This is a genomic window from Streptomyces sp. T028, from assembly GCF_048159505.1.
Taxonomy (GTDB): domain Bacteria; phylum Actinomycetota; class Actinomycetes; order Streptomycetales; family Streptomycetaceae; genus Streptomyces.
On sequence record NZ_JBLRVZ010000030.1, the window covers coordinates 1 to 23,982 of the forward strand.

Below are 23,982 nucleotides of genomic sequence, written 5' to 3' on the forward strand. Positions count from 1 at the left end.
GGCGGGGCGGGCGGAGCGGGATCCGTACGGGGGCCGCTCCGCCCGCCCCGCCGAGGTCACGGCGGTGCGAGGGGGCTCGTACGTGGTGGGCTCGCCCGACCAGTCCTGGCCGGCGATCCGTTGCGTCGCGGGTCCGGCCTCGTCGTGGCCCTCCGCCCGGTTCCCGCCGCCGTCGGGAGCGGTCACGGTGTCGGACCAGTGCTCCACCGGGGGGAGTTGCTCCGTCGCCGCCTCGTCGACGGCGCCCGGCAGGACCGGCAGCGGGATCGACTCGTAGGACACGGGGTCCTTGGTCAGCTCGGTCATCTCCCGGAACAGGTCCGCCAGGGCGTCGGTGTTGCGGGGCCTGAGGACCCGGATGGGCTCCACGACCTTGCGCTCCTGCGGCTGTCCGGGTTCGGCCGGTGTCGGCACCCTGGTCTCCCTCCGTTCCGTTCCCCCGCGGAGAGATACGGGCGGACGGGCGGGCGGGTTCAGCCGGTGAGGAAGCGGTGCAGGGAACGCGTGGTCGCGTCGACGAAGGCGTCCCGTTCGCCGGCGTCGAGGGCGTCCAGGGAGAGGTACGGGTTGAGGTCCTCCAGTTCTACGAGGAGCAGCTCACCGCCGGGGGCGCGGCAGGCGTCGACGCGCTGGACGCCGTACGCCAGGGTGTTCCAGTCGACGAAACGGTGGGCGAACCCCAGGTCCGCGGAGGTCGGTTCGTACGGCCGGAGCTCCCAGCGGCGGGCGGGGTCGGGGGCGAACAGGGCGTACTGGAAGTCGTGGTCGACGAAGTAGAAGGAGACCTCGTACGCGAAGTCGACGCACGGCTGGATGAGAACGCCGCCCTCGGCGAGCGCGGCCAGGTCGTCCGGGGTGACGATCCTGAGGCCCAGCGAATCGGCGCCCAGCTTGGGCTTGACGACGTACCGGCGGGCCTCGGGGAGGCGGTGCAGGTCCTGCGCACGGTCGACCGTGGGGATCACCGGGTACCCCTCGGCGGTGAGGTCCAGGAGGTACTGCTTGCCGGCCATGTCGGCACGCCCGGTGAGCGGGTTGTAGACGCGGACGCCGTCCCGCAGGGCGCGCTCGCGGAAGGCGTCGTACGCGCCCTGATAGCCGAGCACGGGCCCGCTGTTGCGGACGACCACGGCGTCGAAGGCGTCCATCAGGGCCGTCGCGTCCAGGGGATGGCACAGGGCGAGGTCGAAGTCGGCGCGCAGCCGGGAGGTGAGGAAGACGTCCTCGTCGCCGTAGCGCCGGCCGCGGGCCGGGTAGGCCAGGTCGGTGACGTAGAGGAGACGGGGGCGGGCGGGCGGCACGGAGGGCTCCTCGGGGCTGGGCGGCGGTGCGGAAAGGCTACGCCGGGCGAAAGGTGCTCCTGCGAAGAGGGGGACGGAGGGGTCGTACGATGACAGGACCGTCGTTTTCTCTCCCGAAGGGCTCGTCGACTCCGTGACCACCGCAACACTTCTCGACGGCAAGGCCGCCGCGGCCGACATCAAGAGTGAACTCGCCCTTCGTGTACAGGCGTTGAAGGAGCGCGGCATCACCCCGGGGCTGGGCACGATCCTCGTCGGCGAGGACGCGGGCAGCCGGTCCTACGTGGGCGGCAAGCACCGGGACTGCGCGCAGGTCGGCATCGCCTCGATCCGGGTGGAGCTGCCCGCCGACGCCTCTCAGGCCGATGTCGAGGCCGCGGTGCTGCGGCTCAACGCCGACCCCGCGTGCACCGGTTTCATCGTGCAGCTCCCACTGCCCGCCCACATCGACACGCACGCCGTGCTGGAGCTGATCGACCCGGTCAAGGACGCCGACGGGCTCCACCCGACGAACCTGGGCCGGCTGGTGCTGGGCATTCCCGCGCCGCTGCCGTGCACCCCGCGCGGCATCATCGACCTGCTGCGCCGCAACCACGTGGCGATCACCGGGCAGCAGTTCTGCGTCATCGGCTGCGGGGTGACGGTGGGCCGTCCGCTCGGCCTGATGCTGACCCGCGCCACCGAGCACGCCACGGTGACCCTGTGCCACGAGGCGACCCAGGACGTCGCCGCGCACGCCCGGGAGGCGGACGTGGTGGTGGCCGCCGCCGGGGTGGCGCACCTGGTGCGGCCGGACTGGATCAAGCCGGGCGCGACCGTGCTGTCCGTGGGCCTGACCCGCACGGTCGAGGGCGTCCTCGGTGACGTCCACCCCGACGTCGGCGATGTCGCGGGCTCCTTCGCCCCGCCGATCGGCGGTGTCGGCCCGATGACCCGCGCGATGCTGCTGACGAACGTCGTCGAGGCGGCCGAGCGGCTCTGACCCCGCCACGTTTCGGCACTCCGTGCCAGGCACTCAGTTCCCCGTCGGGAGGGAACTGAGTGCCATCGGAGGGTCTCAGGTGTTACTTTCCCGTCCATGAGCGCCACTGAGAAGGCGGAGGTCAAGCCGCCCATGCGGGACGCCCTGGTGGCGGCGGCCTTCCAGCTGTTCCTGGAGCGGGGCTACGAACAGACCACCGTGGACGACATCGTGGCCCTCGCGGGCGTCGGCCGCCGGTCGTTCTTCCGCTACTTCCCCTCCAAGGAGGACGTGGTCTTCCCCGACCACGAGCGGTGCCTGGCCGACATGACCGCCTTCCTCGCCGCGAGCGAGGAGGACGCCGAGCCGGTGCGCCGCGTGTGCGACGCCGCCCGGCTCGTCCTCCAGATGTACGCCGAGAACCCCTCCTTCTCCGTGCAGCGCTACCGGCTCACCAAGAAGGTGCCGGGGCTGCGCGCGTACGAACTGTCGGTGGTGTGGCGCTACGAGCGTGCCCTCGCCGAGTATCTGCGGGGCCGTTTCGCCGGCCGGTCCGACGGCAACCTGCGGGCCGATGTGATCGCGTCGGCCGTGGTCGCCGCGCACAACAACGCCCTGCGGTCCTGGCTGCGTTCGGACGGCGAGGGCGACGCGACCGCCACCGTGGACCACGCGCTGGGCTATGTGCAGTCGGCGTTCGGCAAGGCGCCCGCGCCCGCGCCGGCCCCTGCGCCGGTGCCGGTGCCGGCCGCCGAGGAGCACCCCGAGGACGTGGTCGTCGTGGTCTCCCGCCGCGGGGCTCCGTTGTGGCGGGTGGTGCAGGAGATCGAGACGACACTCGGCCGGGACTGACCCCGCCGACGACCTCCACGGAGCCCCGGAATATTGGGGGTACGCAGTACCTTTACGAGTGGCACTCAGTGCCATACGCTGAGCGCGTGCACGGTGGCACGGTGACCGGGCACGTCCGTGCACGGGTGAGCCGCGCACGGGGGATTCCGGCCCAGGGCAGGGAGTTGACCAGCGTGTACCACTACTCAGGAAGCGCCGTTCAGCGGACCGCCGGCTCCTCCGCGGGGCTGCTCGACCGCGTGAAGGCCGACGGCGAGGCGATCCTCTTCCAGCGCTGCACCTGGTGCGGCACCGCCATGTACCACCGGCTGCTGTGTCCGGTGTGCCAGGGCAGCGACCTGCGCACGGAGCGCAGCGAGGGCACCGGGACGGTCCGCCACTCCACCGTGGTCCACCGCAACACGCCCTCCGCGCGCAACGTGTCACTGGTCGAGATGGCGGAGGGGTTCGTCGTGCGCGGCCGGGTCATGGGCCCGCTCATCGGCATCCACAGCGGCGACCGCGTCCGCCTCTCCACGGTGAAGGACCCGGTACGGGGCGAGCCGGTGTTCCAACTGGTCGACGAGCCCTACCGGGGCTGGCACCACTAGCGCAACACGCTCCCGCATGTGGCGGGGATCACATCAGGGGGAAAACCTGCGGCGCGGCCCGGGCGTCTAGCGGGTGTGAGATCAGTCAGGGCACCGCTGCACGAGGTGGACGAGGAACGTCTCGTCCGGCTGGTGGCAAGAGGCGACCGTGCCGCATTCGAGGAGTTGTACCGGCGTACGTCGCCGTGGATGGCGGTGCGGTTGCGCCGCCGGTGTGTGGACGAGCAGCTCGTCGCGGAGGTCATGCAGGAGACCTACCTCGCGGTGTGGCGCGCGGCGGGTGCGTTCACGGGGGCAGCGGTCGGAGGGACCGCCACGGGCTGGCTGTGGACGATCGCGGCGCGCCGCCTGGTCGACGCGTTCCGGCGCAGGGCCCACCACGCGGAGCCGCCGCCGGCCGCCGCTCTGCCCGACGCGGCGCCCGCCGCCGAGGAGGAGGCGCTCGCGGCGACCGTCGGCGGTGATGTCGGGGACGCGCTGCGGTGCCTCGCGCCCGAACTGAGACAGGTACTGCAGGCCATGGTGCTCGACGGGCTGTCCGTCCGGGAGACCGCGGTCCTGCTCGGGCTGCCCGAAGGCACGGTCAAGACCCGTGCGCGCCGGGCCCGGACCGCGATGCGGAGGGCGCTGGCATGAGCGCGGAACATGCGTCGACGCGGATCATCGAGGGGTACGCGCGCGGCGGTACGGACCTCGCGGCCGACGAGGTGTGGGCCGTGGAGGCCCATCTGGAGACGTGCCGGGTGTGCCGTGACCGGCTGTCCGCCGCTGTCGCCGCCGGGGTGCCCGCGGTGGCGTCGCTGGTCGACACCGTGTGGTCCGGCCTGGAGCCCCGGCTGGCGGTCACCGCCACGATGCCGCGCGGACGGCGCCGGCCGGCGCGGCTGTCGCGGTGGTTGACGCCCGCGATGGTGCCGTGGCTGGCCACGGTCGTGGGCGTGACGCTGCTGGCCCTGCTGCTCGACCTGGCCGGCACCGGCACCGGCACCGGCGAGGTGTCCGTCGTCCTGCTGCTCGCACCGGTCCTGCCCGTGCTCGGTGTCGCGGCGTCGTGGTCGCGCGGTCTGGACCCGGCGTACGAACTGACGGCCTCGGCGCCCAGGGCCGGGCTCCACCTGGTGCTGCGGCGCACCGCGTCCGTACTCGCGGTGGTCGTCCCCGCGCTGCTGGTGGGCGGATGGGTGACGGGGGTGATGGTGGCTCAGTGGCTGCTGCCCTGCCTGGCCTTCACGGCGGCGACGCTGGCGCTCGGCGGTCTCGTCGGTGTCACCCGCGCCGCCGTCGCGCTGGCCGCCGTATGGGCCGCCGTGGTCGTGGCGCCGACCCTGGCCACCCGCCGTACCGCCTTCGCCCTGCAGACGGGCGGTCTGCCCGTGTGGGCGCTGATCCTCGCACTCGGCATCGGAGTCGTGATCGCCCGCAGAGGCGCGTACTCCGTGTTGGGAGCCCATCGATGACCATCGGAGAGGAACACCTCATGACGTCCGCGATGAGCGCGGCCGACATCGCGCCGACGGCCTACGCCTGGGAGATCCAGGCCACCGGGCTGAAGGTCAGGGTCGGCAGGAAACGGATGGCAGTCGACGGCCTCGACCTGTCGCTGGGCATCGGCGTCCACGGACTCCTCGGCCCCAACGGGGCGGGCAAGACCACCCTGATCCGAACGCTGGCCACCGTACTGCGCCCCACCGAGGGCACGCTGGAACTGCTCGGCGAGTCCGCGGGCGGCAAGGGCGAACTCCGGGCGCTGCGCCGCCGGATCGGTTACCTGCCGCAGGAGTTCGGCTACTACAAGCGCTTCACGGTGCGCGAGTTCGTCGAGTACATGGCGTGGCTGAAGGAGGTGCCCAAGGCGGACATCCCCGCGGCGGTGCAGCGCGCCGTGGAGCGCGTGGGCCTGGCGGACCGGGCCGACGACAGGATGAAGGCGCTGTCGGGCGGCATGGTCCGGCGGGTCGGCATCGCCCAGGCCATCGTCAACGACCCGACGATCCTGCTGCTGGACGAGCCGACGGTCGGGCTGGACCCGGCACAGCGGCTGCGCTTCCGGGAACTGCTGCAGGAGTTGGGCACGGACACCTGTGTGCTCGTCTCGACCCATCTGGTGGAGGACGTCGCCGCCGCCTGCACCGACGTGGTGCTCTTCGCCGAGGGGCGGCTGGTCTTCCAGGGCACCCCGGCCGACCTGGCCGCGGCGGGCAGCCCCGAACACGTGGGCGACAGCCCGCTGGAGCGCGGCTACTCGGCGCTGCTGCAGGGCCCCGAGCAGGGAAGGGGCGCCTGGTGAACGCGCGTGTCCTGCGCATCGAGCTGAAGCGTTCCGTCGCCCCGTGGGCCGGCGCCGTGCTCCTGACGACGGCACTGGCGTTCCTTTACCTGGTGAACGCCGCCTGGTGGAGGGGCACCACGGCATGGACGGCCCAGTGGACGTCCCTGGCGCTATGGACCCGCGGCCTGCTGTTCTACCTGTGGCCGCTCACCGTGGGGCTCGGGGCGCTGCAGGGCCTGCGCGACCACCGCTCGAAGATGTCCGAGCTGCTGACGACCACGTCGCGTCCCGCCCGGCACCGCGCCGCCACGACGGCGGGCGCGACGGCGGTCACGCTGGCCTCGGCCTTCGCGGTCCTCGTCCTCGTGGGCGGGGTCCAGGTGCTCGCCAACACCGGGTACACGCACGTCGGATGGCTTCCGATCTCGCTGGTGGCGGTGCTCTCGCTCGTCGCGGGGGCCGTGCTGGGCATGGGGGCCGGGCGGGCCCTGCCGTCCGCGCTCACCCCGCCGCTGCTGGCCATGGCCGCCTTCGCGTTCACGGTCCTCATGCAGATGTCGCTGGGCCGGACGGAGACGGACACGGCCGAGGGGTCCACGATCACGGAGCCGAACCGGGTCTCGCTGCTGTCACCGGCGGTGGAGGAGGTGCGCGACGTACTCGTCACGCTCTCCCCCACCGTGCACGTCGGGCAGACGATCTGGCTGCTCGGCATGGCCGCGACCGGCTTCGCGCTGCTGGTCGCCGCGACCCCGCGTGCCCGGCTGACCGCCCTGACGCCCGTCCTGGCGGGCGCGGCGATCGCCCTGCTCGTCCTCCCGTCCGACCCGCACCGGATCTACGTCCTCGACAAGGCCGCCGCAGAGCCGGTGTGCGACGGCCCGGTGTGCGTGACGCAGACGCAGCGGGCACGACTCACCGACCTCGCGGCTCCCGGCAAGGAGGCGCTGCGCCTGCTGCACGGTGCCCTGGGCGGCCGGGCGCCGGTCTCGGTCCGGGAGAACGCCACCGTCCTGCCGAAGGGCTCCACGCCGCGGTGGTCGCGCACCGACGTGCTCTTCGACTTCGACGACGACATCGTCGCCGCCGCGAAGGGCGAGGAGCTGACCTGGGCCCTGATCGGCAAGGGCATGGTGCCGGGGTGCTCCCCCGTCGGCTGGTTCAGCGTGGGGGAAGAGGACATCGCGCAGACCGTCGCGGTGAGCTGGGTCCTCGGAGAGTTCAGGTCCCTGCCCGGCGCGGAGTCACCCGGCCTGCGCCGCGAGATGGACGCCAAGGCCCGCCCGGTGTGGAAGGACCTCGAGGCGCTGCCCCGGGCCGAGCAGCTCTCCCGGGTCAACGCGATGCGGGCCGCCGCGTTCTCCTGCGAGGGAGACGTGCTCGAGGCGCTGTCCGGCGGTGCGGCCCGGTGAGATGGCTGACGCTGTACGCGCGTTCACGTCAGGTACCCGCCTCGCTCGCCGCGGTGGTCATCAGCACGGTGGCGGTGTGGGCACTCACCGGGGACCGCGGTGGAGGGCTCGCCGATCCGCGGCTGCCCGCGCTCGTCCTCACCGCGGGAGCGATGGCGGCCTCGGTCGGGCTCGGCGGACAGGACCTCGCGCTGGACCGCACGGCCGCGATCCGCTGGGTGCCCCGCAGAGCCGCGCACGTACTGCTCGCCGGCGCGGTCGTCGGCGCGGTGCTGCTGACCGTGCAGACGATCGGCGCGGACATGGCCACCGCCGCGTTCGTCGTCCGGGACAGCGCGGGTCTGATGGGACTGGTCGCCCTGGGCGCGGCGCTCTCGGGGGGCCAGTACGCATGGACGCTGCCGTTCGCCTGGCTGTCGTTCTCGTTCTTCGCCCCGCCCCCGACCACTGCGCCGATGCGGGTGGCGTCCTGGATGCTGCTGCCTCCCGGCGCGGCGGCGGGCACCTGGACGGCCCTGGTCCTCACCGTCACCGGCACGGCGGCCTACGCCCTCGCGGGACCGAGACGGTGACCGGGCCGGTGACCGGGCCGGTGACTCAATTCCGGTCATTCGCAGGCTGATTCGGTCGTCACAGGCAACCCACAGGCCCCTCGTCGCTTCCTTCGTGTCGTGAGGTGCTCCCGGTACGGACGGGGCGCCCACGCACGAAGTGCGAGGAGGGACCCTTGATCCATGCCCGTCGCATAGGTGTCACCGCCGTGGCCGTGCTCGCGGCACTGGCGGGAACACCCGGAGCGGCCCAGGCCCAGCAGCCGCCCGGTACGACGGCGTCGGCGGCTTCCGACAGCGAACTGCCGCCGGGGTGGCGTGTCACCGGCGAGGGCGCGTCACGTCAGCTGGTGTGGCGCTCGGAGCGGACCGTGCCCATGGGCGACGCCCGGGTGGAGTTCCACGCGGGCGGCCGGCTGCTCGGTGTGCCGAAGGCGGCGAAGGACGGCCGTACCTTCCGGCTCGCCCTCGACCGGGCCGCGCCGCCGACCGGATCGCTGACGGACCTCCGGGTTCTGGCGGCCGGACGCCGGCTGGACGCGCACGCCGCGGACTCCGGCGCCTCGCCGAAGAGTTCGCTCGCCGCCGCGCAGCCCCCGGCCGCGCTCCCGGCGAACTCCGTGGACCCCGGCAAGCCGGGCGCGTACCGCACGGTCACCGGTGAGTACGACCTCGACCCGGTGAAGCTGCCCGGCTTCGCCCAGCCGGTCGAGATGCAGGCCGTGGTCGTCGCGCCGAAGGGCGCCACCGGCAAGCGGCCGCTCGCGCTGTTCCTGCACGGCCGGCACGGCACCTGCTACAAGCCGGGCGGCGGTGACGAGGGCGTGACCGGCGACTGGCCCTGCCCGGCCGGGCTGAAGGCGATCCCCAGCTACAAGGGCTATCTGCAGGACCAGAAGCTGCTGGCCTCCCAGGGCTATGTGACGGTGTCGATCTCGGCGAACGGCGTCAACGGCCAGGACTGGACGGCCGAGGACGGCGGCGCCCAGGCCCGTTCCTCGCTGGTACGGCAGCACCTCGCGCAATGGGCCGGCTGGGCCGCCCACCCCGGCGCCGCACCGACGGTCGTACGCAACGCGCCGAAGACCGACCTGAACCGGGTCCTGCTCGTCGGCCACTCACGCGGCGGCGAGGGCGTCAACCGGGCCGCGATGGACAGCCTCTACCTGGCGCCCGCCGCGCAGGACGGCTACCGGGGCCCGGTCCGCTGGAAGATCCGCGGCACCGTGCTCATCGGTCCGACGATCTTCGGCCAGAACCCGGTCGCCGACGTCCCGTCCGCGACGATCCTGCCCGGCTGCGACGGCGATGTCTCCGACCTCCAGGGCGAGGTGTTCGCCGACGGCACGCGCGGCGTCAGCAAGGGCACCGCGCTGCACAGCGCCGCGTACGTGGTCGGCGCCAACCACAACTTCTTCAACACTGAGTGGACGCCGGGCAAGGCCGAGGCGCCCGCGTTCGACGACTTCTGGAACGACCCGGACAGCCCCGCCCCCGACCCGGTGTGCTCCACGGGCACCCGCACCCGGCTGACCGCCGACCAGCAGCACAAGGCCGGTGCCACCTACATCGCCGCGGCGGCCCGGCTGTTCGTGGCGGGCGACGACCGGGTACGCCCGCTGCTCGACGGCACCGGTCGGCGTGCCCCGTCGGCCGACCCGGCCCGGGTGCTGACCCACGCCGTGGGTGCCCGCCGCACCGGCGGCTTCCTGCCGGACGCCGGGGTGAAGGTGACCGGCGGCAGGCTGTGCGCGGCGGTCGACCCGGCCCCGGCCAAGGCCTGCCTGGGCGAGGACGACAAGGGATCCTCCCCGCACTTCGCCTGGTGGGCGCTGGAGAAGGAGGCCGGCCGCGGCGCGGTGGCGCTGAAGTGGTCGGCGCCCGGTACGGCGACGAGGGTCACGCCCACCAAGCCGCTCTCCCTGTCCGGCGCGAAGAACCTGACGCTGCGCGTCTTCGTGCCGCCGAACACCACCGGCACCAGGCTGGACGTGTCGCTCACCGACTCCGCGGGTCACCGGGCGAAGCTCGGCCAGGTGACGGTGGACGGGCTGCCCGGCACCGAGAACACCTCGTCCTACTGGGCGCGCGAGGTGCGGGTCCCGCTGACCGCCGCCACCCGCGCCGGGTTCGACCTCAAGCACGTCAAGTCCCTTGAGCTGACGCCGCGTTCACGCTCCGGGCGGGCCTGGCTGATGGACGCCTGGGGCTGGGCTCCGGGTACCCCGGCGGTCACGGCGGCGGCGCTGCCGCGGGTCGACATCGGCCGGCTGACGGTCGAGGAGGGCGACTCCGGCACCCGCACCTACCACATCCCGGTCAAGGTCTCCGGGCACGGCACCGGCAAGGTCCGCTTCACCGTCCTGGACCCGGACACCGGCCGGGCCGTGGACAAGCTGGTCACGGTACGGCCCGGGACGACCCCGATCGACGTACCGGTCAAGGTGCAGGGCGACACCCGCTTCGGCTACGACAAGCGGTACGACCTCCTCGCCAAGGCGGTCCGCGGTGCCGTCATCGGCTCGTACGCGGGCGGGGTCACCACGCTCAACGATGACCCGGCGCCGGTGGTGTCCCTGACGCCGATCGCCGACCGGGTCACCGAGGGCGGGTCGCTGAGCTGGCGGATCTCCCTGTCCGAGGCGACCGACATCGACTTCTGGGTGCCGGTCCGGGTACTGCCGGTGACCGAGGGCACCGAGCTGTCCACCAAGGACGTGGACCCGCAGTGGCTGGCGGACTACTCCGGCAGCTCGCCCGACCCGGAGCGCCCGCTGTCCGAGGCGAACCTGTGGGTGTGGATGAACGTCGCGGCCGGGACCACCACCGTCGACTTCACCGTACCGACGGTGAAGGACCAGGTGACCGAGCCCGCCGAGTCGATGCGGCTGGCGCTGACCGACGAGAACGCCGACCCGCTGCCCGGCCAGCAGGCGCTGACCGGGACGGTGGTGGACACGCCGTAGGACGTACCTGAACACCAGGAGGGGGGCGTGGACCGTGCGGTCCGCGCCCCCCTCTTTGGTGCTCACAGCGTGATGCGGATCCCGACGGTCCCGTCCACACCGCGCCGCAGTCGGCTGCCCAGGAGCGTGAGGCGCCCCAGCACGCCGTACTTGCGGGCGAGCAGGGTGCGGTAGCGGGCGGTGGTCTGCGGGTCGCAGATCTCGGCGGTGGCCGGGACGGGCTCGCCGGTGGGGTTGCCGCGTACGTCGCAGGGGCCGACGAGGATGTCACCGCGGGCCCTGATCCGCTTCACCTTCCAGGCGTCCGCGGCCGACCAGGCCCCGAGGGTGTCCGCGTCGCGCACCACCCAGACCGGGGTCGCGACTCCGGTGCCGTTCTTGCGATAGCTGGTGATCAGCAGGTACTTGCCCGCTGCAAGCCGGTCGAGCGCCTTCTCATCCATGCCCGCAGTCTAGGCAGGGGGATCACCACCTCGGCAGCCTCAGCAGCCGGTCGAGCGCGTCGTGGTCGAGTTCGACACCGAGCCCGGGGCCGGTCGGCACCCGTACCTCCCCGTCCTCGAGCTCCAGGACACCGGGGAGGACGACGTCGTCCGCGCTGTTCCACGGGTAGGACAGCGCGATCCCGAACGCCTCGCAGACGGCGGCCAGTTCACGGGTGCGGCGCAGTCCGCCCCAGTAGTGGTGGTCGGTGAGCAGCACCTGGACCGCGTCCTGCTCGATCGCCGGCCTCAGCAGGGGCTGCCCCGGGAAGGCCTCGGCGAGGGCGCGGATCGCGGCGAGCTTGAACGAGCGGAAGCCGTACCGCTGTCGCATCAGCCGGGCCTGCTCGACGATCCCGGCCGGGTCCAGGCGACCTCGACGGCGGAGGTGGTCCAGCCACGTTCGTGGGAGCTGGGCCCGGTCGGCAGCAGGGCGGAGTCGATCGCCGCCGAGACGGCCGTGGCGTCGAAGACGTCCATGCCGACGACCGTGCGGGCGGCGACCTGGAGGCGTTCCAGGCGGGCCGCGCCGCCCGGTGACTCGCCGAGGCCCACCGTGCCGTCCTCCGGGACGAGCTGGAGGATCACCCGCAGGGCGAGGGGTTCGTGGACTTCGAGTGCATGTCAAGACATGGTCCGGTCGTGCCACGGGTCAGCCCAGGGCGGCCGCCATCCGGCGCACGCCCTCGGTGAGGATCTCCGGCGAGGTGGCTAGATTGAGCCGTACGTGGCCGGCTCCCCCGGTACCGAAGTCGGGTCCGTGGTTCAGCGCCACCCGGCCGCGTTCCAGGAAGACCGCGGCCGGATCGTCGCCGAGCCCCAGGCCACGGCAGTCCAGCCACGCCAGATACGTGCCCTCCCCCGGCCGGTGGCGGACCCCGGGCAGGTGCTCGGCCAGCAGGTCGGCGAGCAGCCGCCGGTTGGTGTCGAGGGCGGCGAGCAGGGCGTCCAGCCAGGCGGTCCCCTCGCTCAGCGCGGCCGTGTGGGCGATCACGCCGACATGGCTCGGGCCGTGCGAGACCTCCTCCGGCAGCAGGGCCAGCTCGCCGGCGGCCCCGGGGCCCGCGACGGCCAGGGCCGCCTTGAGACCGGCCAGGTTCCACGCCTTCGAGGCCGACATCAGCGACAGGCCGCGCTCCGCGCCCGGCACGCTCAGATACGGCACGAAGTCCACGCCGGCGGCGGTGAGCGGGGCGTGGATCTCGTCGGCGACCACCCGCACGCCGTACCGCTCGGCGAGGGTGGCGACGGCGGACAGTTCCTCGGCGGTGTGCACGGTGCCGGTCGGGTTGTGCGGGCTGCACAGCAGATGCGCGGCCCGCCCGCCGCCCGCGACGGCCCGCCGGTACGCCTCCTCCAGAGCGCCGAGGTCGAGCCGTCCGTCCGCATCCAGCGGCGCCTCGGCGATCCGGCGGTCCATGTGGGCGAGGAACTGGAAGAACGGCGGATACACCGGAGGGTTCACGACGACCGGATCGCCGGGACCGGTCACCAGCTTGATCATCTCGACGACGCCCAGCATCACGTCCGGCACGATCGCGGTCCGCTCGACCGCGAGCCCGTGCCAGCCCCACCGTTTCGCGGCGAAGCCGGCCAGCGCCTCGGCGTAGGCGGTGCCCGCCGGATAGCCGGTGTCGCCGAGCGCCAGCGCGTCCGTGACCGCGCGGACCACGGGCTCGGCGAGCGGTACGTCCATCTCCGCGACCCACAGCGGAAGGACGTCGGCCGGATAGGTGCGCCATTTCATGCTCGTACGACGGCGCAGACGGTCGAGGGTGACGGCCCGAAAAGGGTTTGGCTCACCGGACGTTTCGTGCGGGATCCTGTTCATGGGGCACAAGATAGGGGGCTGTGGTGTGACCTGGGATCGGGTGAACGGGACTTCCCTGGAAGTGGCGTGCGACGAGTCCGGCTCGGACGGGGAGAATCTCACCGGCGGCAACACGGATGTGTTCGCGCACGCCAGTGTGCGGCTGCCGGAGGAATTCGCCGCCGCGCAGGTGCGGGAGATCCGCGGCCGGATCCGTTCACCCGCCGAGGAGTACAAGGCGAACCATCTGCTGCGGGAGAAACACCGGGCGGTCCTGGAATGGCTGCTGTCGGAATCCGGGCCGCTGTACGGGCACGCCCATGTGCATCTGGTCGAGAAGGCGTTCTTCGTGGTGGACCGCACCGCACGTCTGCTGCTCGACGATCCGGAACCGGCCGCGGCGCTCTTCGTCGAGGGGCCCCGCACGTTCACGGAGACGGAATGGCGGGATTTCCTCGCGGCGGCCAACCGATTGCTGCGCGTACGGTCCGCGGAAGGACCGGAGGAACCGGTGGAGGCCTTTTTCCGCACGGTCGACGCGCTGCTGTGGGCGTATTCCGGGACGCCCGCGGCGGACGTTCTCACGCGGCTGGCGACGGAGCGGTCCCGTGCGGTCGCCTATCGGGACGGAATCGACGCCGCGGGGGCCCCGCTCGTCCCGCTCCTCAACCCCCTGCTCCCCTCCGTGCTGCGCACGGCGGCGCACTGGAGCCGCGGCGGGCGGCCGGTCCGGCTCGCCCACGACCGGCAGAACATGCTCACCCCGGAGCGGATCGCCTGGATCGAACGCGCGGCGCGGCGGGAGGGCATCGGGCTCGCCGGGCTGCGGCTCGTCGTCTCCCGGTACGACGCCCGGGTGCAGCTCGCCGACTTCCTCGCCGGGATCGCCCGCAGCGTCGCCTCCGACGAGCTGAACGGCCGCGGCGACCCGGCGCTCTCCCGCCTGCTGCGCCCCTACACGGGTGCCTCGGCCGTGTGGGGCGACACGCGCAGCTGGGCCCGGCTCGGCCCGGCGTCACCGCCGGAATCCGGGAATCCCGTCGCGGATTCCGAGGGTGGCACCACCAGCATCAATTCCCTTGCTTAGATTGCTTGTTGATTGCACCTGCCCTTCTGTCCGCCCCCTTCTGTCCGCCCCCTCCTGCCGTCGGAGCCGAACCCATGACATCCCTGCCGGAGAACTCCCGGATCGACATCACCCAGCCGCACACCGCCCGCATCTGGAACTACTGGCTGGGCGGCAAGGACAACTACGAGGTCGACCGGGCCGCCGGCGACCGGATCCGGGAGTTACACCCGGGCATCGGCGAGTACGCGCGCGCCGACCGCCTCTTCCTCGGCCGTGCCGTGACCCATCTGGTGGCCGAGGCCGGGATCCGCCAGTTCCTCGACATCGGCACCGGGCTGCCGACCGCGGACAACACCCACGAGGTGGCCCAGCGGCTGGCGCCGGACGCCCGGGTCGTCTACGTCGACAACGACCCGCTGGTCCTGGCCCACGCCCGGGCCCTGCTCACCAGCACACCCGAGGGCCGCACCGACTACCTGGACGAGGACCTGCGCAACACCGACGCGATCCTGCGGCACGCGGAGAAGACTCTGGACCTCGCCGAGCCGGTCGCGCTGATGCTGCTCGGCGTGGTCATCTTCGTCGGCGACGACGAGGACCCGTACGGCCTGGTGCGAAGGCTGCTCGACCGGCTGCCGGCGGGCAGCCATCTGGTGCTGTCGCACACCATCACCAGCCCGGCGATGCCGGACGTGGACGAGGCCGTGAGGTTCTGGAACGAGCACGGCACCCCGAAGCTGACCCAGCGCACCCCCGAGCGCGTGGCCCGTTTCTTCGACGGTCTGGAGCTGCTGGAACCGGGCGTGGTGTCGTGCTCGCGCTGGCGGCCCGCGCCGCAGGGGCCCGGCTGGGCCGAACCGGCGGAGGTCGCGATGTTCGGCGGGGTGGCGCGAAAACACTGACTCCGGGCTCGAAAAGGCCCGTGTGGCGGCGGTGCCGCGAGGTGATCACTTCCGGGGTGAACACGGCCGGGTCCCCGCACGTATGGGGATGAGGGCACTCAACGACCGGAGGGCCCCGCGGTGTTGGAGCCGCACGACCGGGGTTTCGGGAGCTGGGCATGAGGCACGCACGACGACGGATCGTCCGGCGAGTGACACGGCTGGCGGCAGTCGGCGGACTTCTCCTGGGCGGAACCATGGTCACCCAGGCGGCCATGGCCACCGAGACGCCCGCCACCTCGGCGACGCCGCGCACCACCCCGGAGTCCGTCGTCACCAACCCCGGCTCGGCGCTGGTCGAGAAGCTCGGCACCGCGCGCACCGCGGGAACCTGGCTCGACGACAAGGGGCGCCCGGTCGTGGCGGTCACCGACGACAAGTCGGCCGCCACGGTGCGCAGGGCGGGCGCCGAGCCGAAGCTCGTGGACCACAGCATGAACGAGCTGAAGTCGGCGACGGCGACGCTGCGTTCGGCGCCCAAGGTGCCCGGGACGGCGTGGGTGACGGACTACAGGACCAACGAGGTGATCGTGCAGGCCGACAGCACGGTGTCGGCCTCCGACTGGGCGAGCCTGACGAAGACCGCGGCGGACATCGGCAGTTACGTCCGTATGGAGCGCACGGCGGGCAAGTTCACCACCCGCATCAACGGCGCCCAGCCGATCCTGTCGACGGCCGGGCGCTGTTCGGCCGGGTTCAACGTGACCAACGGGACGAACGACTTCATCCTGACCGCCGGGCACTGCGGGCCGAACGGATCGACCTGGTTCTCCGACAACACGGCCAAGCAGCAGGTGGGCCAGACCGTCCAGCAGAGCTTCCCGGTCAACGACTTCTCGCTGGTGCAGTACACGAGCGGCAAGGCCGGCGACGGCGCGGACATCGTGGCGATCGGCGACGGCAACGGGGTGCGGATCACGGGCACGGGTGACGCGGCCGTGGGCCAGCGGGTGTTCCGCAGCGGCAGCACCACGGGTCTGAGGGACGGGCAGGTCACCGGGCTCGACGCGACGGTGAACTACCCGGAGGGCACGGTCAGCGGGCTGATCGAGACGAACGTGTGCGCCGAACCCGGGGACAGCGGAGGGCCGATGTTCTCGGAGGGCATCGCGCTCGGCGTCACCTCCGGCGGCAGCGGTGACTGCACGACGGGCGGAACGACGTTCTTCCAGCCGGTGACCCGGGCGCTGGCGCAGCTGGGTATGACGCTCATCGTGGCCGCGCCCTCGGGCAACGGGCAGGGTGGCACCTCGCCGTCCGGTGCTCCCCAGCCGTCCGTCTCCCCCACCCAGGCGGCGATCGCGCCGGGTTCGGCCTCGCCGGGCTCGACGACCCCGGTGACGGGCATCGGCGGCGGGATCTCCCTGGCCGCCCGGCTCACCGACCCGAACAACATCGGCCCCGGTCTGCTGGTGATCGGCGGCAGTCTGGTCGCTCTGGTCGCCACCCGCTACATCCGTGCCGAACAGGACCGCAAGGCCTACCGGGAGTACTACTCGGCGACCTGGGGCTGAGCCGCCGCTGAGCCGGCCTCAGGAGCTGCGCGCAACGAAAAGGGCACCCGGTCAGGGTGCCCGCTTCGGTCTGCTTCGGCCTACGAGGAGCTCAGACCGCGTTCAGCGGCTGCGGGGCCGCGGCGGCCCACTCCAGGACGAGCCGCTGATACTCAGCGCGCTGCTCGACGCTCAGTGTCCCGCCCGACCGCAGCCACAGGGCCCGGATCTCCTCGTTGACCTCGTCAGCCGAACGATCGGAAACGGTTTCAACAGTGGTGGACATGGCGTGAAGCATACGACTCCCGAGGTGAAGGCCGCGTGAGTAAGTACGGATAAATCAGACATTCCGCACCGTGTTACTGATCACGTCCTTCTGTCAACCCGATCTGTCAACCCCCCTCGGGCAGTTCACCCCTGCCGGTGCCGGGTGCCGTCAGGTGCCCGGCTTGCGGCCGTACACGAAGACGTCGTCGCCGTTCTTCAGCAGCGACCAGTACTTCTTGGCGGTGGTCGTGGTCATGTTGACGCAACCGTGGGAGCCCGGCGGGTTCCACATGCTGAGGTTGACCGAGTGGAAGGCCTGGCCGCCGTCGAAGAACTGGCTGTAGGGCATCGGCACGTTGTAGATGCTCGACACGTGGTCGATGTCACGCCAGTAGATCTTCTTCAGCCCGGTGCGGGTCTCGTACCCGTTGCGGCCCGTGCGGACCGGGACGGGACCGTACACGAGCCTGCTGCCGTCCTGGATCCAGCTGAGCTGGAGGGTGAGGTTGACGCAGGCGATCCGGCCCCTGTTGGTGGGGCACTTGCGGGCCGCGTTGGGGTTGCTGCCCACGGCCTTCTGCTTGTTCATGAGGTCCATCACGCCCCAGGTGACGGACCCGGCGTAGCCGATGTTCGGGGTGATGCCGTGCTTTGTCTGGAAGGCCTGGATGGCCCGGCAGTCGGCGGCCGACTGCCGGCCGTCGACGGGCCGGCCGAGGAACTTCTCGACCTGCTTCTGGTACGGCCCGGTCTGCGTGGTGCAGGTGGCGGCCTGGGCGGGAGCGGCGCCCAGCACGAGCGTCAGCGGGGCCACCAGCCCCGTGACCCCGAGAGCGACGGCTCCTCGTCTGCGTATGTCCCCCATGGGTGCCTCTTTCCGGCGCGGTTGCGATCTCGCCAACCTAGACCGGTGGACGGGGGCTGTGGTTGTGGTACCGCCCGACCTGTGACGAAACGGTGAACTTGCCGTCCGACGACCGTGCGAGTGTCCTGGGCCCGAGAGCCTGTGTCCTCAGCGGTAGCCGGTCACGTCCGCCGGTTTCCCCGCGTCCTGGACCTCGACCAGGTAGCGCCAGGCGTCGGGGCGGCTGCCGTCGAGGTCGGTGAAGCCGTAGACCGGGGCGAGGCCGCCACTGGAGAGGGACTGTCCGTTGAAACGGGCCACGTCGGGGTCGGCGGCGAGGGCGGCGACGGCCCGGCCGACATAACGGGGTGTCTCGGAGATGGCGAAGTGGGGGACGCGGTCGAGGGCGTCGCGCCAGGTGTCCTCGGTGACGCCGAAGGCGTCGAGCATGATCTCCGAGCGCAGCCAGCCCGGGGTGAGGGCGACGGCGGTGGCGCCGCGCGGGCCGAGTTCATGGCCGAGGGAGAACGCCATGCGCAGGACGGAGGTCTTGGCGAGGTCGTAGAAGAAGCTGTTGCGGTAGGTGTCGCGGTTGTACTCGGCGGTGCCGTCGGTCATCTCCACCACCAGGCCCCCGGGATACCGCAGCAGAAGCGGAAGCGCGTGGTGGCTGGTGATCGCGTGGGTCTCGACGGCGAGGCGGAGCAGTCTGAGGCCCTTGTCGAGGTCGTGCTCCCAGACCGGGGTGTCCCAGGCGAAGAGGTGCTCGGCACCCCAGATGTCGTTGACGAGGACGTCGAGCCGGCCCTGCTCGGTGTCGATGAGGTCGACGAGCGCGCGGACCCGGGCGGGTTCGAGATGGTCGGTGGGCACGGCGATGCCGCGTCCGCCGGCCTCGGTGACCAGGTCGGCGGTGTCCTCGATGGTCTCGGGGCGGTCGTACTCGGAGCGGCGGTCGCGGGTGGTGCGCCCCGTCACGTAGACGGTGGCACCGGCCGCGCCCAGTTCGACGGCGATCCCCCGTCCGGCGCCCCGTGTCGCCCCCGCCACCAGCGCGACCCTGCCCTCCAGCGGACCCGTCATGTCCGGCCTCCTCACGCGTTCCTCGGTTCGGATTCGAGGGTCGCGCGGAAGCCGGACATCTCCTGTCGCCTTTTTCCGCGGGCTCGCCGGGTGTCACCCGGCGGGGCGCAGCCGGTCCGCCAGTTCGGCCTCGTCGGCCACGAACCACAGCTGGCGGCCCCGGTTCGACTCGTACACGAAGTCACGCAGCGCGGAGCTCTCCGCGAGGTGCCGGGAGATGTCACCGACGACGGCCAGCCGCAGCCGGTAGTTGGCGAACTTCTGCACCACCGCGCCCGCGACCCCCGACCGCAGCCGGAAGAACTCCTCCCCGCACCGCTCGGCGGGGACCGCGACCAGCTCCGCGTCCCGTCCCATCGCGTCGCCGACGAGATCGAGCGCGGCGCGCTCCCCGTCCAGCGCCGGCCCCTCGGGGGCGCAGCGCAGGACGCGGGTGGTGTGCAGGGTCGTGAGGGTGGTGGTTGTGGTCATGGGCGTGATCGTAGGACCGGCCCACGACCGTGTGCCCGCCCTTTTCCGGTGGGCGGGGATATGACACAGGCTCTCAGTGCCCTCGCGCGATCCACTCCTCCAGATGGGGTGCCTCCGCGCCGATGGTCGTGGCGTCGCCGTGGCCGGTGAGCACCTGGGTCTCGGGCGGGAGGGAGAGCAGTTTCTCCCGGATCGAGGTGATGATCGTCGGGAAGTGGGAGTAGGAGCGGCCGGTGGCGCCGGGGCCGCCCTGGAACAGGGTGTCGCCGGTGAACAGGACACCGAGCCCGGATGCGTACAGGCAGACCGCGCCGGGCGCGTGCCCAGGGGTGTGCAGGACGGTCAGGTCGGTGCCGGCGGCCTCGATGACCTGGCCGTCGGCCAGCTGGGCGTCGGGCTCGCGGTCCGGGTGGGTGAGCTTCCACAGCGGCAGGTCGTCCGGGTGCAGCCAGACGGTCGCGCCGGTCAGTTCCGCGAGGGCGGGAGCGGCGCCGACGTGGTCGTTGTGGGCGTGGGTGCACACGATCGCCGTCAGCCGACGGTCGCCGACGGCCTCGGCGATGGCGGCGGCGTCATGGGCGGCGTCGATGACGATCGCCTCGTGGTCGTCGCCGACGATCCAGACGTTGTTGTCCACGTCCCAGGTGCCGCCGTCGAGGCTGAACTGGCCGGAGGTGACGAGACGTTCGACTCGGGCGGCCATCACAGCACCACCACCGAACGCAGGACGTCTCCGTGGTGCATCCGCTCGAACGCCTTCTCCACCTCGTCGAGTTGGATGGTCTCGGTGACGAACGCGGCCAGGTCCAGGCGGCCCTGCTGGTGCAGGTCGATCAGCATCGGGAAGTCCCGGGAGGGCAGGCAGTCGCCGTACCAGGAGGACTTCAGGGATCCGCCGCGGCCGAAGACGTCCAGGAGCGGCAGTTCGAGCTTCATCTCCGGGGTGGGTACGCCGACCAGGACGACCGTGCCGGCCAGGTCGCGGCCGTAGAAGGCCTGCTGGTACGTCTCCGGGCGGCCGACCGCCTCGATGACGACGTCCGCGCCGAAGCCGCCGGTCAGCTCGCGGATCGCCTCGACGGCGTCGGTGTCCTTGGAGTTGACCGTGTGGGTGGCGCCCATCTTCTTCGCGGTCTCGAGCTTGCGGTCGTCGATGTCGACGGCGATGATCTTCGCCGCGCCGGCCAGGTTGGCCCCGGCGATCGCCGCGTCGCCGACACCACCGCAGCCGATCACCGCGACCGTGTCGCCGCGGCCGACGTTGCCGGTGTTGATCGCCGCGCCGATGCCCGCCATCACACCGCAGCCCAGGAGCCCGGCCACGGCCGGCGACACCGACGGGTCGACCTTCGTGCACTGACCGGCCGCCACCAGCGTCTTCTCGGCGAAGGCGCCGATACCGAGGGCCGGGGACAGCTCGGTGCCGTCGGTGAGGGTCATCTTCTGCTTCGCGTTGTGCGTGTTGAAGCAGTACCACGGGCGCCCGCGCAGACAGGCCCGGCACTGTCCGCACACCGCACGCCAGTTCAGGATCACGAAGTCACCCGGCGCGACGTCCGTGACACCCTCGCCGACGGACTCGACCACACCCGCCGCCTCATGGCCGAGCAGGAACGGGAACTCGTCGTTGATCCCGCCCTGCTTGTAGTGCAGGTCGGTGTGGCACACGCCACAGGCCTGGATCTGTACGACGGCCTCACCGGGGCCGGGGTCGGGGATCACGATGGTCTCCACCCGCACCGGCTCGTTCTTGCCCGGCGCGATCACTCCGCGTACTTCCTGCGGCATGGTGCTGCCCCTTTCCTCGGCGGTCATCCGTCCCAGGTCCGACCCTACGTGTGACGGAGCGGTAAGGGCACGGCGACTGCCCCGGAAGCCCTCCTTCCGGCCACGCTCGGCGATCGCCGCCGTAGCCTGAAGGCTCCGTCCGAGCGCCGAGGAGCCCCGTGAGCAACGCAGAGACAGCCGGCATACGACCCCCGTGGCGGCTGCTGCTCGACTACGTACGACCACACCGCGGGTCCCTGCTGGCGGGGGCGGTGCTGTCGCTGGTCACCGGGGCGACCGGGCTGCTGCTGCCGCTCGTGGCCCGGGGGCTGATCGAGGACCTGTCCCACGACCGCGCGATCACCGGCGCGTTGCTCGCCCTGACCGGGTTGGTGGTCGCCAACGCGGCCGTGGGGGCGCTGGGTTCGTACGTGCTGCGGCGTACCGCGGAGTCGGTGGTGCTGGGCGCGCGGCGGGCGCTGTCGTCGTATCTGCTGCGGCTGCGCATCCCGGCCGTGGACCGCAGCGAGCCCGGCGATCTGATGGCCCGGATCACCTCCGACACGACCCTGCTGCGCGAGGTCACCACCGACTCGCTGGTGGGCCTGGGCACCGGAGGGCTCACGCTGGCCGCGACGGTGGTGATGATGGGGCTGGTCGACCCGGTGCTGCTGGGGGTGACCCTGGCCGTGATCCTGTGCGCGGGCGTGGTCCTCGGGCTGATCGTGCCGCGCATCAACCGGGCGAGCCGGCAGGCCCAGGACGCGGTCGGGGTGATGGGGGCCTCGCTGGAGCGGGTCCTGGGCGCGCTGCGCACGGTGAAGGCGTCGGGCGCCGAGTACCGGGAGGAGGAGACGCTGCACGCGGCGGCCGAGGAGTCCTGGCGGCAGAGCGTGCGCGCCGCCAAGTGGTCGGCGGCGGCCGGGAACACGGCCGGGCTCGCGATGCAGAGCGCGTTCATCACCGTGCTGGCGGTGGGCGGGGCTCGGGTCGCGACGGGCGCGATCGGCGTCGGGACGCTGGTGGCGTTCCTGCTGTACGTCTTCTACCTGATGGCGCCGATCCAGCAGGTCGTGGGCGCCATCACCCAGTACCAGACGGGTGCGGCGGCCCTCAGCCGGATCCAGGAGGCGCTGGCGCTGCCCGCCGAGCCGGCGGCCCGGCCCGCCCCGCTGCCCTCCCCCGCCGCCGAACCGGCCGCGCTGTCCTTCACCGAGGTCCGCTTCCGGTACGCCGACGATCTGCCGTACGTCCACCACGGGGTGACGTTCGACGTCCCGGCGCGGGGCATGACGGCGTTCGTCGGCCCGTCGGGCGCGGGCAAGACCACGGTGTTCTCGCTCATCGAGCGGTTCTACGACCCCGAGTCGGGCACGATCAGCCTCGACGGCCGCGCGCTCGCCGACTGGGAGCTGCCGCTGCTGCGGTCGTCCATCGGGTACGTCGAGCAGGACGCGCCCGTGCTGTCGGGCTCGCTGCGCGCCAATCTGCTGCTGGGCAACCCGGAGGCGGACGACGACACGGTACGGCGGGTGCTGAAGACGACCCGGCTGGACGGGCTGGCCGACCGGCTGCCGCAGGGCCTGGAGACGCTGGTCGGGCACCGGGGGACGAAGCTGTCCGGCGGGGAGCGGCAGCGGGTGGCCATCGCCCGCGCCCTGCTGCGCCGCCCCCGGCTGCTGCTGCTCGACGAGGCGACCTCGCAGCTGGACGCGGTGAACGAGGCGGCGCTGCGGGACACCGTCGCGGACGTGGCCCGGACGACGACGGTGCTGGTCGTCGCGCACCGGCTGTCGACGGTGACGATGGCCGACCGGATCGTCGTCATGGACGCGGGCCGGGTGCGGGCGGTGGGAACGCACCGTGAGCTGGTGACGGGCGATCCGCTCTACGCCGAGCTGGCGGCCACGCAGTTCCTCGCGACGGCCGAGTGAGGCGGGGAAGCGGACGCGCGGGGAACCGGCGGTTCAGGGCTGGACCGCGGGGAGCAGCCCGGTGACGGGGGCGGCGAGGTCGGTGAGCTGGTGCAGTTCGTTCAGCTTGTTGACCTGGTGGACGTTGTTCAGCTCGCCCAGTTGCCGGGAGACCGGCGGCAGCGCGGCCCGGTGCTCCGCCGGGACCTCGCTCGCGGCGAGCGAGTCGAGCGTGGTCATCGGCCGGATCCGGCCGTCGGCCGGGGCTTCGGCCGCGTTCGCCAAGGGGACGGCGAGACCCGTGACCCCGGCGGCGAGAGCGGCGACGGCGGCGATGCGTCGAGTGGAGATCATGCCTTCGGCAACGCGGCGGGCGGCGTCATGGACACGGGCGGCGGAGCGGGCTCACCCGGGAGGCGGAGCGCGGCGGTTGCGCTTGCCGAGGTCCGCGGGGCGGAGGACGCTCGAAGGTGAGGGACCGGCGGCCCGGCCCCCTCGGTCCGCGGCCCTCCTAGGAGGTCATCATGGGCACCGCGGCAAGTTCCGGCTTCTCCACTGACACCCTGCGCAGAGGCGTCGAGGGATCGACCGCCTCGGATCTGCTGTCGCTCTACGCGGACGACGCGGAGCTGCGCATCGTCGACCGCAACACCCAGCCCAGCAGCCCTCGGGTGCTGCACGGCCGGGCGGAGATCGGCGAACTGCTGCAGGACGTCTACAGCCGCGACATCAAGACGCACAAGCTGGACGAGTGCATCGTCCAGGGCGACCGTGTCGCCTTCACCGAGTCCTGCGAGTACGCGGACGGCGTGCGGGTCCTCGCCGAGTCGATGCTCACGCTGCGGAACGGCAAGATCGTCGAGCAGACGATGATCCAGGCATGGGACGAGTAGGGAGGAAGTTCGCGGGGGTCCAGGTCAGCTCCCGGCTGACCTGGACC

24 protein-coding genes and 2 pseudogenes are annotated in these 23,982 nt (G+C 72.2%); 14 read left to right on the top strand and 12 right to left on the bottom strand.

The window, feature by feature from the left end; translation table 11 throughout:
- Together ACLZN2_RS27835 and ACLZN2_RS27840 are read right to left on the bottom strand one after the other, a co-directional pair.
- Window positions 1–414: pseudogene (locus ACLZN2_RS27835) on the bottom strand (peptidoglycan-binding protein); the annotation flags it as partial.
- Window positions 415–473: 59 nt separating this feature from the next.
- Window positions 474–1,301 (bottom strand): hypothetical protein, encoded by an 828-nt coding sequence (locus tag ACLZN2_RS27840; RefSeq protein WP_416981933.1) that lies wholly within the window; start codon window positions 1,299–1,301, stop codon window positions 474–476.
- 133 nt (window positions 1,302–1,434) lie between these two features.
- Between ACLZN2_RS27840 and ACLZN2_RS27845 the strand changes: the two genes are divergently transcribed.
- The 9 genes from ACLZN2_RS27845 (at window position 1,435) to ACLZN2_RS27885 (ending at window position 10,902) form a co-directional block, all read left to right on the top strand.
- Window positions 1,435–2,283 carry a bifunctional methylenetetrahydrofolate dehydrogenase/methenyltetrahydrofolate cyclohydrolase gene (locus ACLZN2_RS27845; protein WP_416981934.1) on the top strand — a complete coding sequence of 283 codons (849 nt, stop codon included), beginning with the start codon at window positions 1,435–1,437 and terminating at the stop codon, window positions 2,281–2,283.
- Window positions 2,284–2,415: 132 nt separating this feature from the next.
- Complete coding sequence (locus tag ACLZN2_RS27850; RefSeq protein WP_416982170.1) at window positions 2,416–3,114, top strand: TetR family transcriptional regulator; 699 nt, start codon at window positions 2,416–2,418, stop codon at window positions 3,112–3,114.
- Window positions 3,115–3,287: 173 nt separating this feature from the next.
- On the top strand, window positions 3,288–3,704 hold the full coding sequence (locus ACLZN2_RS27855; RefSeq protein WP_416982171.1) for a Zn-ribbon domain-containing OB-fold protein: 417 nt from the start codon (window positions 3,288–3,290) through the stop codon (window positions 3,702–3,704).
- 75 nt (window positions 3,705–3,779) lie between these two features.
- Window positions 3,780–4,340: an RNA polymerase sigma factor gene (locus tag ACLZN2_RS27860; RefSeq protein WP_416981935.1), complete on the top strand. Its 561-nt coding sequence runs from the start codon at window positions 3,780–3,782 to the stop codon at window positions 4,338–4,340.
- On the top strand, window positions 4,337–5,161 hold the full coding sequence (locus tag ACLZN2_RS27865) for a zf-HC2 domain-containing protein (protein ID WP_416981936.1): 825 nt from the start codon (window positions 4,337–4,339) through the stop codon (window positions 5,159–5,161). The genes ACLZN2_RS27860 and ACLZN2_RS27865 overlap by 4 nt, the downstream gene beginning before the upstream one ends.
- Window positions 5,158–5,991 carry an ABC transporter ATP-binding protein gene (locus ACLZN2_RS27870; RefSeq protein ID WP_416981937.1) on the top strand — a complete coding sequence of 278 codons (834 nt, stop codon included), beginning with the start codon at window positions 5,158–5,160 and terminating at the stop codon, window positions 5,989–5,991. Before ACLZN2_RS27865 ends, ACLZN2_RS27870 begins: the two co-directional genes overlap by 4 nt.
- Window positions 5,988–7,385 (top strand): hypothetical protein, encoded by a 1,398-nt coding sequence (locus ACLZN2_RS27875; protein ID WP_416981939.1) that lies wholly within the window; start codon window positions 5,988–5,990, stop codon window positions 7,383–7,385. Before ACLZN2_RS27870 ends, ACLZN2_RS27875 begins: the two co-directional genes overlap by 4 nt.
- The gene (locus tag ACLZN2_RS27880; RefSeq protein WP_416981940.1) at window positions 7,382–7,957 is read left to right on the top strand and encodes a hypothetical protein; all 576 of its coding nucleotides are present in this window, start codon (window positions 7,382–7,384) and stop codon (window positions 7,955–7,957) included. The genes ACLZN2_RS27875 and ACLZN2_RS27880 overlap by 4 nt, the downstream gene beginning before the upstream one ends.
- A 155-nt stretch (window positions 7,958–8,112) precedes the next feature.
- Window positions 8,113–10,902: a hypothetical protein gene (locus ACLZN2_RS27885; protein WP_416981941.1), complete on the top strand. Its 2,790-nt coding sequence runs from the start codon at window positions 8,113–8,115 to the stop codon at window positions 10,900–10,902.
- 62 nt (window positions 10,903–10,964) lie between these two features.
- Here the strand turns inward: ACLZN2_RS27885 and ACLZN2_RS27890 are convergent, their stop codons facing one another.
- From ACLZN2_RS27890 to ACLZN2_RS27900, 3 genes and pseudogenes are all read right to left on the bottom strand, one after another.
- Entirely contained in the window at window positions 10,965–11,345 is a 381-nt protein-coding gene (locus ACLZN2_RS27890) for a PPOX class F420-dependent oxidoreductase (RefSeq protein WP_416981942.1), read from the bottom strand.
- Between the two features lie 22 nt (window positions 11,346–11,367).
- A pseudogene (locus ACLZN2_RS27895) lies at window positions 11,368–11,996 on the bottom strand (enolase C-terminal domain-like protein); the annotation flags it as partial.
- Between the two features lie 40 nt (window positions 11,997–12,036).
- Window positions 12,037–13,215 (bottom strand): MalY/PatB family protein, encoded by a 1,179-nt coding sequence (locus ACLZN2_RS27900; protein ID WP_416981943.1) that lies wholly within the window; start codon window positions 13,213–13,215, stop codon window positions 12,037–12,039.
- On the opposite strand from ACLZN2_RS27900, the gene ACLZN2_RS27905 reads away from it, so the two are divergent.
- From ACLZN2_RS27905 to ACLZN2_RS27915, 3 genes are all read left to right on the top strand, one after another.
- Window positions 13,214–14,281, top strand: a complete 1,068-nt coding sequence (locus ACLZN2_RS27905; protein ID WP_416981944.1) for a hypothetical protein — start codon at window positions 13,214–13,216, stop codon at window positions 14,279–14,281. The two genes, ACLZN2_RS27900 and ACLZN2_RS27905, sit on opposite strands and share 2 nt — an antisense overlap.
- 74 nt (window positions 14,282–14,355) lie before the next feature.
- Window positions 14,356–15,165 carry an SAM-dependent methyltransferase gene (locus tag ACLZN2_RS27910; protein ID WP_416981945.1) on the top strand — a complete coding sequence of 270 codons (810 nt, stop codon included), beginning with the start codon at window positions 14,356–14,358 and terminating at the stop codon, window positions 15,163–15,165.
- Window positions 15,166–15,323: 158 nt separating this feature from the next.
- Window positions 15,324–16,718 carry a trypsin-like serine protease gene (locus ACLZN2_RS27915; protein ID WP_416981947.1) on the top strand — a complete coding sequence of 465 codons (1,395 nt, stop codon included), beginning with the start codon at window positions 15,324–15,326 and terminating at the stop codon, window positions 16,716–16,718.
- A 91-nt stretch (window positions 16,719–16,809) separates the two neighbouring features.
- On the opposite strand, the gene ACLZN2_RS27920 is transcribed toward ACLZN2_RS27915, so the two are convergent.
- The 6 genes from ACLZN2_RS27920 to ACLZN2_RS27945 form a co-directional block, all read right to left on the bottom strand.
- Window positions 16,810–16,995: a hypothetical protein gene (locus ACLZN2_RS27920; protein WP_416981949.1), complete on the bottom strand. Its 186-nt coding sequence runs from the start codon at window positions 16,993–16,995 to the stop codon at window positions 16,810–16,812.
- Window positions 16,996–17,133: 138 nt separating this feature from the next.
- On the bottom strand, window positions 17,134–17,829 hold the full coding sequence (locus ACLZN2_RS27925) for a L,D-transpeptidase family protein (RefSeq protein WP_416981950.1): 696 nt from the start codon (window positions 17,827–17,829) through the stop codon (window positions 17,134–17,136).
- A gap of 147 nt (window positions 17,830–17,976) precedes the next feature.
- On the bottom strand, window positions 17,977–18,891 hold the full coding sequence (locus ACLZN2_RS27930) for an SDR family oxidoreductase (protein ID WP_416981952.1): 915 nt from the start codon (window positions 18,889–18,891) through the stop codon (window positions 17,977–17,979).
- 93 nt (window positions 18,892–18,984) lie between these two features.
- Window positions 18,985–19,362: a DUF4180 domain-containing protein gene (locus tag ACLZN2_RS27935; RefSeq protein WP_416981953.1), complete on the bottom strand. Its 378-nt coding sequence runs from the start codon at window positions 19,360–19,362 to the stop codon at window positions 18,985–18,987.
- A 73-nt stretch (window positions 19,363–19,435) separates the two neighbouring features.
- Window positions 19,436–20,065, bottom strand: coding sequence for an MBL fold metallo-hydrolase (locus tag ACLZN2_RS27940; protein WP_416981954.1), 630 nt, complete (start codon window positions 20,063–20,065; stop codon window positions 19,436–19,438).
- Window positions 20,065–21,150, bottom strand: coding sequence for an S-(hydroxymethyl)mycothiol dehydrogenase (locus ACLZN2_RS27945; RefSeq protein ID WP_416981955.1), 1,086 nt, complete (start codon window positions 21,148–21,150; stop codon window positions 20,065–20,067). The genes ACLZN2_RS27940 and ACLZN2_RS27945 overlap by 1 nt, the downstream gene beginning before the upstream one ends.
- A 158-nt stretch (window positions 21,151–21,308) precedes the next feature.
- On the opposite strand from ACLZN2_RS27945, the gene ACLZN2_RS27950 reads away from it, so the two are divergent.
- The gene (locus tag ACLZN2_RS27950) at window positions 21,309–23,063 is read left to right on the top strand and encodes an ABC transporter ATP-binding protein (RefSeq protein WP_416981956.1); all 1,755 of its coding nucleotides are present in this window, start codon (window positions 21,309–21,311) and stop codon (window positions 23,061–23,063) included.
- 33 nt (window positions 23,064–23,096) lie between these two features.
- On the opposite strand, the gene ACLZN2_RS27955 is transcribed toward ACLZN2_RS27950, so the two are convergent.
- Complete coding sequence (locus ACLZN2_RS27955; RefSeq protein WP_416981958.1) at window positions 23,097–23,396, bottom strand: hypothetical protein; 300 nt, start codon at window positions 23,394–23,396, stop codon at window positions 23,097–23,099.
- A 170-nt stretch (window positions 23,397–23,566) separates the two neighbouring features.
- On the opposite strand from ACLZN2_RS27955, the gene ACLZN2_RS27960 reads away from it, so the two are divergent.
- A complete protein-coding gene (locus ACLZN2_RS27960; protein ID WP_416981959.1) occupies window positions 23,567–23,935 on the top strand; it encodes a nuclear transport factor 2 family protein in 369 nt (122 codons plus the stop codon).
- The last annotated feature ends 47 nt before the right edge of the window (window positions 23,936–23,982 follow it).

What these genes read in the sequence shown, in the direction of transcription:
- ACLZN2_RS27850 (WP_416982170.1), top strand. Translation starts at nt 2,416, where the DNA reads ATGCGGGACGCCCTGGTGGCGGCGGCCTTCCAGCTGTTCCTGGAGCGG.
- ACLZN2_RS27865 (WP_416981936.1), top strand. Translation starts at nt 4,337, where the DNA reads ATGAGCGCGGAACATGCGTCGACGCGGATCATCGAGGGGTACGCGCGC.
- ACLZN2_RS27870 (WP_416981937.1), top strand. Translation starts at nt 5,158, where the DNA reads ATGACCATCGGAGAGGAACACCTCATGACGTCCGCGATGAGCGCGGCC.
- ACLZN2_RS27890 (WP_416981942.1), bottom strand. Translation starts at nt 11,345, where the DNA reads ATGGATGAGAAGGCGCTCGACCGGCTTGCAGCGGGCAAGTACCTGCTG.
- ACLZN2_RS27905 (WP_416981944.1), top strand. Translation starts at nt 13,214, where the DNA reads ATGGGGCACAAGATAGGGGGCTGTGGTGTGACCTGGGATCGGGTGAAC.
- ACLZN2_RS27900 (WP_416981943.1), bottom strand. Translation starts at nt 13,215, where the DNA reads ATGAACAGGATCCCGCACGAAACGTCCGGTGAGCCAAACCCTTTTCGG.
- ACLZN2_RS27910 (WP_416981945.1), top strand. Translation starts at nt 14,356, where the DNA reads ATGACATCCCTGCCGGAGAACTCCCGGATCGACATCACCCAGCCGCAC.
- ACLZN2_RS27915 (WP_416981947.1), top strand. Translation starts at nt 15,324, where the DNA reads ATGAGGCACGCACGACGACGGATCGTCCGGCGAGTGACACGGCTGGCG.
- ACLZN2_RS27920 (WP_416981949.1), bottom strand. Translation starts at nt 16,995, where the DNA reads ATGCTTCACGCCATGTCCACCACTGTTGAAACCGTTTCCGATCGTTCG.
- ACLZN2_RS27925 (WP_416981950.1), bottom strand. Translation starts at nt 17,829, where the DNA reads ATGGGGGACATACGCAGACGAGGAGCCGTCGCTCTCGGGGTCACGGGG.
- ACLZN2_RS27930 (WP_416981952.1), bottom strand. Translation starts at nt 18,891, where the DNA reads ATGACGGGTCCGCTGGAGGGCAGGGTCGCGCTGGTGGCGGGGGCGACA.
- ACLZN2_RS27935 (WP_416981953.1), bottom strand. Translation starts at nt 19,362, where the DNA reads ATGACCACAACCACCACCCTCACGACCCTGCACACCACCCGCGTCCTG.
- ACLZN2_RS27940 (WP_416981954.1), bottom strand. Translation starts at nt 20,065, where the DNA reads ATGGCCGCCCGAGTCGAACGTCTCGTCACCTCCGGCCAGTTCAGCCTC.
- ACLZN2_RS27945 (WP_416981955.1), bottom strand. Translation starts at nt 21,150, where the DNA reads ATGCCGCAGGAAGTACGCGGAGTGATCGCGCCGGGCAAGAACGAGCCG.
- ACLZN2_RS27955 (WP_416981958.1), bottom strand. Translation starts at nt 23,396, where the DNA reads ATGATCTCCACTCGACGCATCGCCGCCGTCGCCGCTCTCGCCGCCGGG.
- ACLZN2_RS27960 (WP_416981959.1), top strand. Translation starts at nt 23,567, where the DNA reads ATGGGCACCGCGGCAAGTTCCGGCTTCTCCACTGACACCCTGCGCAGA.